The organism is Rhodopirellula sp. JB055 (assembly GCF_043100905.1).
In the GTDB taxonomy this organism is placed as follows: Bacteria; Planctomycetota; Planctomycetia; order Pirellulales; family Pirellulaceae; genus Rhodopirellula.
In genome coordinates this window covers 1-10,323 of the sequence record NZ_JBICHO010000324.1, presented here as the reverse complement: position 1 = coordinate 10,323, position 10,323 = coordinate 1, and the positions used below count along the sequence as shown (strand labels likewise).

General features: G+C 55.9%; 8 protein-coding genes. 6 read left to right on the top strand and 2 right to left on the bottom strand.

All coding sequences use genetic code 11. The annotated features are described in order from the left end of the window. Positions 1-647 (top strand): hypothetical protein (locus ACF8AM_RS12865; protein ID WP_392556019.1); only part of this gene is annotated, 647 nt, incomplete at its 5' end. Positions 648-838: 191 nt separating this feature from the next. Here ACF8AM_RS12865 and ACF8AM_RS12860 read toward each other — a convergent pair. Then, entirely contained in the window at positions 839-3,985 is a 3,147-nt protein-coding gene (locus ACF8AM_RS12860; protein WP_392556018.1) for an efflux RND transporter permease subunit, read from the bottom strand. After that, the gene (locus tag ACF8AM_RS12855) at positions 3,985-5,235 is read right to left on the bottom strand and encodes an efflux RND transporter periplasmic adaptor subunit (protein WP_392556017.1); all 1,251 of its coding nucleotides are present in this window, start codon (positions 5,233-5,235) and stop codon (positions 3,985-3,987) included. The genes ACF8AM_RS12860 and ACF8AM_RS12855 overlap by 1 nt, the downstream gene beginning before the upstream one ends. Positions 5,236-5,608: 373 nt before the next feature. Here ACF8AM_RS12855 and ACF8AM_RS12850 point away from each other — a divergent pair, with 373 nt between their 5' ends. The 5 genes from ACF8AM_RS12850 to ACF8AM_RS12830 all read left to right on the top strand — a co-directional run bounded on the left by ACF8AM_RS12850 (position 5,609) and on the right by ACF8AM_RS12830 (position 9,902). Further along, on the top strand, positions 5,609-7,366 hold the full coding sequence (locus tag ACF8AM_RS12850) for a TolC family protein (protein ID WP_392556016.1): 1,758 nt from the start codon (positions 5,609-5,611) through the stop codon (positions 7,364-7,366). A 563-nt stretch (positions 7,367-7,929) separates the two neighbouring features. Further along, on the top strand, positions 7,930-8,301 hold the full coding sequence (locus ACF8AM_RS12845; RefSeq protein ID WP_392556015.1) for a GxxExxY protein: 372 nt from the start codon (positions 7,930-7,932) through the stop codon (positions 8,299-8,301). Positions 8,302-8,779: 478 nt separating this feature from the next. Beyond that, positions 8,780-9,088 carry a hypothetical protein gene (locus ACF8AM_RS12840; RefSeq protein WP_392556014.1) on the top strand — a complete coding sequence of 103 codons (309 nt, stop codon included), beginning with the start codon at positions 8,780-8,782 and terminating at the stop codon, positions 9,086-9,088. A 41-nt stretch (positions 9,089-9,129) separates the two neighbouring features. Continuing rightward, on the top strand, positions 9,130-9,597 hold the full coding sequence (locus tag ACF8AM_RS12835) for a hypothetical protein (protein WP_392556013.1): 468 nt from the start codon (positions 9,130-9,132) through the stop codon (positions 9,595-9,597). Beyond that, complete coding sequence (locus tag ACF8AM_RS12830; protein WP_392556012.1) at positions 9,573-9,902, top strand: hypothetical protein; 330 nt, start codon at positions 9,573-9,575, stop codon at positions 9,900-9,902. The genes ACF8AM_RS12835 and ACF8AM_RS12830 overlap by 25 nt, the downstream gene beginning before the upstream one ends. Positions 9,903-10,323 lie beyond the last annotated feature (421 nt).

The window sequence follows — 10,323 nt, the reverse complement described above, 5'->3', positions numbered from 1 at the left end:
GACTCTTCGCACTGACCGCTTCGGTGGTCTTCTCGAGTACCGCCAGTGCTTTCGGACCCGCGTGCTGCTTCTGCCAAGCCGGACGCTGCGTTGTCGAAGTTGAAAAAGAAGAAGTCGACGTGACATGCTTTGACGTCGAATGCGAAACCATCTGCATTCCACCGCTGCGTTTCCCATGGGAATGCGGGCCGCTGAAGAAGTGCGGCAAGGTTCGGACGGTCAAGAAGTTGGTCACGGATAAGAAGAAGAAAACGGTCTGCACTTACGATTGGTCCGCCATCGCTTGCTGCCCAGATTGCCGTCAACGTGCACGTGGGATCTTTGGTTGTGGCAAGGGATGTGGCAACGGATGCTGTGACAGTGGAAGCTGTGACGCAGGTTGCCAAACCGGTTGTGATGTGGGTGGTTGCGACCTCGGATGCTGTGCAAGCACCGAAGGGGCCGCGACTTTGCCACCAGCCTCATTCGTCAACAACGCTGGCGAAGCGATCCAACTCGACCAACAAGAAACCGTCGCGTTGGCATCCGCCATCAGCCGTGCGGAACCAGACGCCGAAGGTTGGGGCACGATCACCAATCCAAAGAAGACTTCGCTTCAAGCCGAGGGTGACTTGATCGAAACCACGGTCGAAGTCATCGGACGATAACTCCCGACGTCACCAACGATCGGAACGCAAACCACCGGCACGATTGAATCGTGTCGGTGGTTTTTTTGCGCGGTTCGAGCGTGAATCCATGAGCATTGAGTGACGATTTTACCGGTGCGACGCAAGCCGCTCGGTGCGAATCCGGATGGCTCACGCCCTTCCACGATGTCGCTCGTTTTCGACTGGCTGAGTTAGGCCGTTGACCTTTGGTTTCGATGGAGCATCACGTAAACGCAGGGAACCAGGATCAGCGTCAGGATGGTGGAGATCACCATGCCTCCTAACAACGCCCGAGCAAGTGGGATCATCGCTTCGTTTCCAGGGGCAAGTTGGAACGAGAGTGGCAACATGGATGCGACCAAGGTCAACGACGTCATCAAAATCGGACGCAATCGCACTTGTGCCGCTGACATCGCTGCGTCTCGAGGAGTCGCACCGCTGGCGAGTCGCTGATTGGCAAACTCGACCAGCAGAATCGAGTTGTTCACAACGACTCCGATCATCATCAACGTGCCCATCAACGATTGGATGTTGATGTAGGTGTTCGTCAAGAAGAGAACCACCAGGACACCACCGATGCCAAGTGGCACGGACAGCATGATGATCAACGGGTCGAGGAAGGAACGGAATTGAGCCATGAGAACGAGGTAAACCAGCAACGTCGCGACAGCGAGTCCGGCACCCAGCATGCTCATCCCGTCTCGCATCTTTTCCACGGGGCCTCGAAGTGTCACCGAGACGCCGTTGGCAAATTCCATGTCCGCCAAAACGGCATCGATGTCCGCAGCGACGCTTCCCAGGTCTCTTCCCGCGACATTGACGTGAATGTCGTTGACCCGGGAAATGTTGTAGTGGGCGATCTCGCCAGGGATCGTCACGCGATTGACGGTCGCGATGTTGGACAGCGGAATTGTGATGGGGCCATCCGGGGTGTCGAGAGACAACGGGATGTTCTGCACCTCATCGAGCGACTGAAACTTGTTGGATGCGTACTGAACGCCCATGAAAAAGTCCACGCCGCTTTTCGGATCAATCCAAATCGTTGGCGAATAGCCCACGCTTGATCCCAGTGCTGTCAGCACCGTTTGTGCGACCTGTTCTTGGTCGACGCCCAGGTATTTGGCCCGGGTGCGATCGACTTTCACGTCAAATTGTGGGTAGTCGAGAGACTGGGCGATTTGGACATCACGTGTTCCTTGGATCGGAGCGATCTCGCGAACAATTCGCTCGGCCGCGTCTCGGCATTGCTGCAGAGTGCCCGCGGCGACTTGAACGCTGATCGGAGTTGGAACGCCTTCGTTGAGCGCCATGTTGACGATCCCGCCGGAGACAAACATGAATTGTTCCAGTGGGTATTCTTCGTTCAGTTTGGTTCGCAATTCATCGATGTAAGTTTGGGTGCCAACACGACGGTTCTCTTGATTCAAGTTGACGATCAAATAGGCCGTATCCGGCCCCGAGTTGGAACTCAACACGGTGGAGAAACCCGCTCCCTTTCCAACTGGCAAACCAATGTTGGAAATGATCGTGTCGATCCGATCTTCCGGAATGACTTCCTTGATCGAATCTTCAATCTTGGCGACCAATTCTTCCGTCTTTGACAGTGCGGTTCCCGGCAGGGTTTTCAAGCGGATTTCAAAGCTGCCGGAATCCACGTTGGGGAAGAGTTCGGTGCCGATTTGAGGCAACAAAAGGAACGATGCTCCCACGCCGACAATGATGACCAATGCCGAGATCGCAGGAGCTCGCATGGCCGTTGTCAGCAAACGCCCATACAGACCCGAAGGTTGGTGAGGTTTCGGTTTGTTGCCTTCCTCTTGCTGATCGGACGATTTCTCACGGACACGTTCACGGACGAATGTCGCACAGAAAGCCGGGACGACCGTCAACGCCAAAATATAGGACGCACCGATGGTCAAAGTGGCCGCGAGCGACAACGGAGCAAATAGATACTTGATCATTCCCGTCAAGAAGATTGCAGGCAAGAACACAGCCAACGTGGTGATGGTCCCGGCAAGAATTGCGCCCGAGACTTCTTGGGTTCCATCGCGGGCGGCTTCCATGGCGGATTTGCCCATGCGGCCGTGGCGAATCACGTTTTCGACCACCACAATCCCAGCGTCGACCACGGTACCGATGGCCAATGCGATCCCGCCGAGCGTCATGACGTTGATCGTCTGACCTGAGAACGCGAATCCCAAGGCTCCGATCAAAATCGCCAACAAGATCGTCGAAACGATGATCACCGTCGGCAGCAGGCGTCTTAAGAACACAAAGACGACCAAGGCCACCAAGACCGACCCAAGTGCAACCTGGGTGAGCAGGCTGGACATCGCGTTGCGAATGTAGAGGGATTGGTCCGAGACCAGGGTGACTTCCGTTGCTTCGGGGATGTCACCGCGTTCCTTCATCTTGGGAATCTCCGATGCGATTCCGTCGTAGATTCGGTCCACCACCGCAATCGTGTTCTCGCCGGGTTCGCGAAGGAGCGGGCAATAGACGCTGCGGTTTCCGTTGACTCGGACGATGTTGTATTGCAACGCCGCATCGTCTTTGACTTCCGCGACGTCTCGAATGAAGATCGGACGATCGTTGCGGACTGCGATGGGAATGCCCTCAATCTCATCGACATCAGGCAGCGTGTTTCGGGGATGGATTTGGTAGTCTGTTCCACCCATGGTTGCCGTGCCCGCTGCCAGCACCAAGTTGGATTTCTTGAGTGCGTCGACCACATCGGTGGCGCTGACGTGGTAGGCCTGCAGTTTGGCGGGATCGACGTAGACCATCATTTGGCGGAACTTTCCGCCGAAGGGGTGAGGGATCTGGACCCCTTTCAAGCCACCCATTTTGTTTCGGACGGCGTAGTACCCGATCGTGTAGAGTTCGGATTCGCTCAACCCTTCGCCCGAGATTGCCGCTAGCACGACGGGCAGATTCGACGGTTCACTGCGAAGCGTGAAAGGCCATTCGATCCCCGGCGGCAAGTGAAACATGTCACTGGCTTCCAGGTTGACGATGTCATTCATCGCAGAACTGGCATCGGCACCCGGTTGGAAGAAGACTTTGATCACGGCGGCACCCGGAACGGTGCGTGATTCTTGGTGCTCAATTTTGCCTGCCAAGGTCAACGCACGCTCCACGCGCGAGGTGACTGATTTCTCCATGTCCAAGGTGGGAAGACCCGGATAGGAGAAGAAACTGACGACCACCGGTTTTTTGAAATCCGGCAGGATGTCGATCGTGATGCCGGGAATGACGGCTGCACCCAAAACACACAGAGCGATGGATGCCGCCAGCACCGCGAAACGATTGCGGAGTGAAAATTGGATCAATGACATCAGTGAGCAGCCTCCAAAACGGCGACTTTTTGTCCGTCAATGAAGCGGCTCAAGTGAGCGTCGATGACCGCCTGTCCGGGCTCGACACCGGTCAGGACTTCGATGAAGTTGCCGTCATCCATGCCCGTCGAAATCTCTTGGATGGAGATCGTGTCATCGTCCGCGACCACGTACACAAATGCGTTGCCTGATTCATCAAAACGGATCGCTTGAGAAGGCAGCATGTTGGCGGCGGTTTGTGTGTCGATGTCGATCGTCGCTTGGCCGAACATGCCGGGCAAGAGTTTGCCATCGGGATTGTCCATTTCGACTTCGACCAACATGGTTCGTGTGTTGACATCCAAGCTGCCGCTGCGGCGGGTGACCTGGGCAATCAAAGGTGCTTCTGACGCAAACGACGGGAAGGTCAACCGGACTTCGTCCCCGGGGGTGACCAGAGGAGCATCGTTTTCAGGCACGGGAATTTGAACACGGACCCGATTGATTTGACTGATCACAAACAAGGGCTCGACCTGTCCAACATCGTTGGAGGCTCGCACCAGATCGCCCGGTTGAATGTTTCGTTCCGTGACGATGCCAGCGAAAGGAGCCTTGATCGCGGCGTAGTCAATCCAGACGTCGAGTTCATCGAGTTCACGTCGGGCGATTTCCGTTTCCGCTTGTGCGGTTTCCAAATCAGCCCGTGCGGATTCGATCGTTGCGGTGGCGACTTCCACGTTAGCGCGAGCCGATTCCACGGCGGATTCGACCGCTTGCTTGCGAGCTGATTCGCTATCGCGTTTCATTCGAACTTCATCAAGCATGCGGTTCTGCAAGGAGCCTCGATTGACCAGGTCTTCAGTTCGACCGAACTCCGCGTTGGCTGCCGCGAGAGATGCGTCGACTGCGGCGCGTTCGGATTCGGCCTGGGCCAATTTGGCTCGCGACGACCGTTCGCTTGCTTCCGCCAATTGCACACCTGCGGCGGCTTGCTTCTCTTGGGATTCCAAACGCCTGATCTTGGCTTCGATGATTCGGCGTTGTTGCAGTTTTTCGGGAACAGCGATCTTTGCCAAGACTGTTCCTGACTCAACAAACTCACCAATGTCGGCGGAGAACGATTCCACGTAACCGGTTGCTTGCGAGCGAATTTCTGCTCGGTAGTAGGCGTGGATGGTTGCCGGTTGAATGCTTGTTCGCGTCACTTCGGTGGGTTGGACGGTGACGGTTTTGACCGGGGTGACGCGTGGCGGTTTGGATTGCGTTGCCACGGAATGGGAGTCACTGCAGCCTGTCGCGAAACAGAGAGCGGCGAGGACGGCGAAAGAGAGCACGAGGCGGGGCGGGCTTGCAAAGGGCATGTTGTGAATCGAGGACAGTGTCCTGGGCTCCGCTGTGATAATTGGGGGAATCGGAAGAGTCTGTCTGACCGGAAGCGGTTCGCTAAGTGATCGACGCAGTTTAGTTCGCGCAATGGGCCGATTCGATGAGCAGCAGATTAGAACTGACTAATTCAACGCGATCGATCGTCACCATCGGGAAGACCAATCGCCGAAAGTCATTGGTAGAAACCGGTGCGTTCGGGAGGATCTGAAAATGGCCCACGAACGCTTTCTTCCGAACAGGTGAACTAGGAGAACATGGATGTCCCGTTCGTTTCTTTACACTTTCATTGCGCTGACGAGCACCGTTCCGGCGATCGGATGTGTTCAGCATTCGCACCGTGTTCCTGCTGCAGAGGCCTTTTCCACCCGTTCGACGGCCGTTGCCACCGCGATCGCCGCGGCGACCAAAGATCCGCTGAAAGCGGACTCCAGCTCAACTGAGGACAACCACGTCGACGTTCCCTCGATTCGTCCGGTTGCCCACCGTGACGTTCGGGCCACCGGCTCGCAGCCTGAGTCGATGAGCGAAACGGTGATGACAATTGATGGGAAACGGTACCGATTGCAGCCAATCGAGCAGGAGGCCACAACGCAGCCCGCGGAGCATTCCCTTGCAGCATTTGAAAGTGATTCGGTGGGATTGTCGCCGGAACCCATGGTGGTTGAGTCCTTCGAGCAACCGGTGGAAGTCGGCATGTTGGCCACCGATTCCGTCCAAATGAACCTGCCGACTGCGTTGGCAATGATCGACGCCCAACACCCGGCAGTTGGATTGGCGCAGTGGCGGACTCGCGAAGCGTACGCGGAACTGGATCAAGCCAAGGTGTTGTGGTTGCCCTCCATCCAGGCTGGGTTCAGTTTCCACCGACACGATGGGAACTACCAATCCAGCAACGGCGACATCGTCGATGTCAATCGAAATTCGTTTCAGTACGGGTTGGGCGCAGGTGCGACCGGTGCGGGGACAACCAATACTCGACCGGGGCTGGTGGCTCAGTTCCATTTGGCCGACGCAATCTTTCAACCGAAGATTGCGGAGAAGTCCGCTTGGGCACGGAGCCACGCCGCAGCCGGTGTGTTGAATCAGCAGTTGTTGGACGCTGCGATGGCCTACACTGAATTGTTGGAAGCTCACCAAGACGCTCGCGTGCTGGAAGAATCTCGCGACCGTGCCGGAGAACTCACGCGGATCACGACCGACTTTGCTTCCGCGGGCCAGGGATTGCAAGCCGACGCAGATCGAATGCAAACGGAACTTCGTCTGATCGACAGTCGTTTGGCTGCCGGTCAGGAACGCATTGCGATTGCATCGGCGCGACTCGCTCAGGCAATCAGCATGCACTCGGGCGAAAACTTGGTTCCAATGGACGTGACCGTGGTTCCGTTGAACCTGACCCATATAGGAACGGACAAAGCATCGTTGATCAGCACGGGTTTGTCGTCACGACCGGAGCTGAAAGAATCCCAGTCGTTGGTCGCTGCCGCCTGCGAAGCCTACCAACGCGAAAAGTATGCTCCGTTTGTTCCGAGTGTTTTGTTGGGTTACAGCACCGGCGGATTTGGAGGCGGTTTGGGGAACGACCTCAGCGATGTGGATGGTCGCTATGATTTCGATGCCGTCGTGACATGGGAACTACGCAACTTTGGGCTCGGGGAACGTGCCGCTCGCAACCGTACGTCCGCACGAGTTCAACAAGCCAAGTACGAAAAAATTCGCGTCATGGATCAGATCGCAGCCGAGATCTCGGAATCCGCCAGCCAGGTTGAGTTTCGTCGTCAACAAATGGATTTGACGCAACAAGCCATCGCTACGGCGGAACAATCGTACGAAGCGAACTTGGAACGGATCCAAGATGGCGAAGGTTTGCCCGTCGAAGTCTTGCAAGCCGTCCAGGCTTTGGAGTCTGCCCGTCGTGCTTATCTTCAGGCCGTGACTTCTTACAACCAAGCCCAGTTCCGTCTGCAATGGGCGTTGGGGTGGCCAGTCAACGACGACCAGACCGCGGTGACCTACTGAACCGGGGGAGTGGTATCACACGCCACTTTCCATGCTCGGTGTCCTCTCTCGCCCGCGGACCATCTGACCTGGGCGACGTCTGCGTGAATGCGGTTGGTCGCTTGTTGGATTGAGCTGCCTTTCATCACGCTACCATGGGTGGGCGTGTCTGGTTTCGCCATATGGGCGATGGTGAGCCGTGAATCGCGTGGAGTGATTCGTTCATGGTTTTTTTGATAAGAAGAAATTGAATTCGCGTTCGTGCTCTTCGCGTCCTTCGTGGTGCATTTGCCAGCAGGGATTCTTCACCACGAAGGGCACAGAGAGCACGAAGGTTCAGGTTTTCAGCGGACGGATGGTTCGTTTTGAATCTTAATTGCGAAGTGGCCGAGACCTCTGTTTTGCGGTCCGTCGCATTTGGTTTTGGATTCGGGGGCGAGATCGAAGAGATGGGGCTGGTTCTCGCTGACCCTTCGTGTTCTTCGAGTCCTTCGTGGTTGAACGATTTGCTACGATGAGCCGTCATCGATTCACCCACGTCGGTGGTTCCAGCGTGGAAAGCGGTGCGTTGAGGGACGAGGAAAATGGAATTTGATGACCTGTCGCACCGAGTGATCGGGTGCGCAATTGAAGTGCATCGCGAATTGGGGCCTGGGTTGCTGGAGTCTGCGTATGAGCAATGCCTTGCCCATGAGCTCCGGAGAAATTCAATCCCGTTCCAGCTCCAGCACCCGCAACCTGTTCGATACAATGACGTGGCGTTGGATTGTGGCTATCGGATCGATTTGTTGGTGGAGGGCTCCATCATTCTCGAACTGAAGAGCGTCGAGAAATTGAAGGGGATTCACGAGGCTCAATTGCTGACTTACATGAAGCTGGCGAGAATCCGGACGGGGCTGTTGATTAATTTCAATGTGACACGGCTGAAGGACGGTCTCCGTCGCTTTGTGCTTTGAGTCGGTTGTTGCCGGCTCATGAGTTGGGATAGGAGTCGATTGCAGGTCTTCCTTTCACCACGAAGCGACGTAGCGGACACAATGGATAACGTTCGCAATTGGTTGACAACATGTTCACGTTCACACTGACCCTTCGTGCTCTTCGCGTCCTTCGTGGTGCATTTGCCAGCAGAGGTTCTTCACCACGAAGGGCACAGAGAGCACGAAGGTTTCGGTTCGGCTGATCTGCCGGATCGGCGCCGAAGCGACTTGATCCGGCCTACGCGAATGCTGGAATTGTTAGCCAGAAATTATTGGTATGATGAGACGCTCAGGGTTGCCATCGTAGCGGTCCGAGGGGCACTTTGTGTCACCATGAACATCTTGAAACGGGAAGAATTCGATGATCAAGATTGCCGCCATCATGCTTGCACCGCTCATCATTTGGTTTGTGAAGTGGTGCATCTTTGATGATTGATCCATCAAGCAGGGTGATGCGATGGCAAATTTGACAGACCCAAGATGGATCTGGTTCAAGGGCGGGTTGTTCGTTGTGACGGGAGGGCTCGCTTCACTGGTTTTGATCGCGAATTCTCCGAGTCTGCAGACGATTGGGGTGCTTGCCATTGCGATCTGGTCATTTTGTCGAGCTTACTACTTCGCTTTCTACGTGATCGAACGATACGTTGATCCGAAATTCAGCTTTTCTGGTTTGCTGCACTTCGTTCGCTACGCGCTGTTGGGGCACTCGCCGGACGAGACCAAGCAAAGGAACGCGGATACCGACGAGGATCACGATCTTTCATAGTGCGTCGAGCTCAGTCGGTGAGCACTGAAAGGAATGGACAAATGACACGATTCCTTGTGGCGTGCATGGTCACGCTTTGGGTCGGCACAACCGCGGTTGGGGAAGAGTTCGCGCGAATGCGGTATTCCAGTGCACTTCGAGCTACTGAGATTGAGCCGCCCAAGATCGACGGTGTGGTGCCGGCGTCCATGCGTTTCTTCGTTCGAAGCCTTACTCCTGGGGTCAGCCCAGATGACATTCGGATGACGTTGAAGTCAAAAGCGGGTGACCTTGTCATTTCAGTGGATGCAAATGGGCGTTTTGACCTGCCGGTTTCGAAGGAGCTGCGTGAAGAAGATCCTTGGTTGATCGCAAACCAGCCGAAAGGGTCTCTCCGGATTGAGTTCGCCTATGGATACGAGCAGGACATCGAACCGCGCTGGGTGAATCAAGGATGGCAAGTTTCTTACCGATCGGTCTTTCCACACGTTGGATTCAGAACCAATTGGCCACGGCAATTGCTGACATGAAGGAGTCACGTGCGATTGATTTGACCTACATGGAGTGTGAAGGTGCTCTTCTCGCCAACTCAAATCCGTTTGCATTCGCGAAGTTGGTGGTCAATGGAGTCGAAGTCGAGGTGACCGAATTGATGGACGGTGACTTCGTCATTCCTTTCGATGTGGAATGGTTGGAGGCCGATGCTCGGGTCATAGTTTCACCACCCTACGGTTGGACGATGTCCATTGATCAATCCAACAAGAATTTGAAGGTTCAGTCGGGGGGGCATCCGATGCTGAAGTCGGCGCGGACAAACGAATTGCAAGCCGACTGAAGAACGGTTCAAGCGTCCTTGTGCTCGCCGCATTCGAAATTTGTGTAAGCGACACGACGGAACAGTGCAAAACCCCATGGGGACGCTGGTTTCGAGCATGACACGGTGGAGGTCCGAGGTTCGATTCCTCGTACGCCCACCCCGTAAAGCCCCTGGTAGACCGGCAAATCCGCCGAGTCCGCCAGGGGCTCTTTCGCGCCCGGCCGTGCGCCCCGTGCGCCCGTAGCGCGCACCCCTGTGGTACGACTCTCCGACATGAAACCACGCCGCACGTCGAGCGGCCGCTGGCGCGTCGACGTCAAGTACCAGGGCAAACGAGCCACCGTCACGGGCGATACGGCCGCCGAGGCGCGCCAGCGCGGCGCCGAGAAGCTCATCGAGCTCGGTGGAACACCGGAGGATCGGGTGACGGTGGGGGAGT

Excerpts from the sequence above, each read along its gene's own strand:
- ACF8AM_RS12850 (WP_392556016.1), top strand. The coding sequence starts at position 5,609 with ATGTCCCGTTCGTTTCTTTACACTTTCATTGCGCTGACGAGCACCGTT.
- ACF8AM_RS12845 (WP_392556015.1), top strand. The coding sequence starts at position 7,930 with ATGGAATTTGATGACCTGTCGCACCGAGTGATCGGGTGCGCAATTGAA.
- ACF8AM_RS12840 (WP_392556014.1), top strand. The coding sequence starts at position 8,780 with ATGGCAAATTTGACAGACCCAAGATGGATCTGGTTCAAGGGCGGGTTG.
- ACF8AM_RS12835 (WP_392556013.1), top strand. The coding sequence starts at position 9,130 with ATGACACGATTCCTTGTGGCGTGCATGGTCACGCTTTGGGTCGGCACA.
- ACF8AM_RS12860 (WP_392556018.1), bottom strand. The coding sequence starts at position 3,985 with ATGTCATTGATCCAATTTTCACTCCGCAATCGTTTCGCGGTGCTGGCG.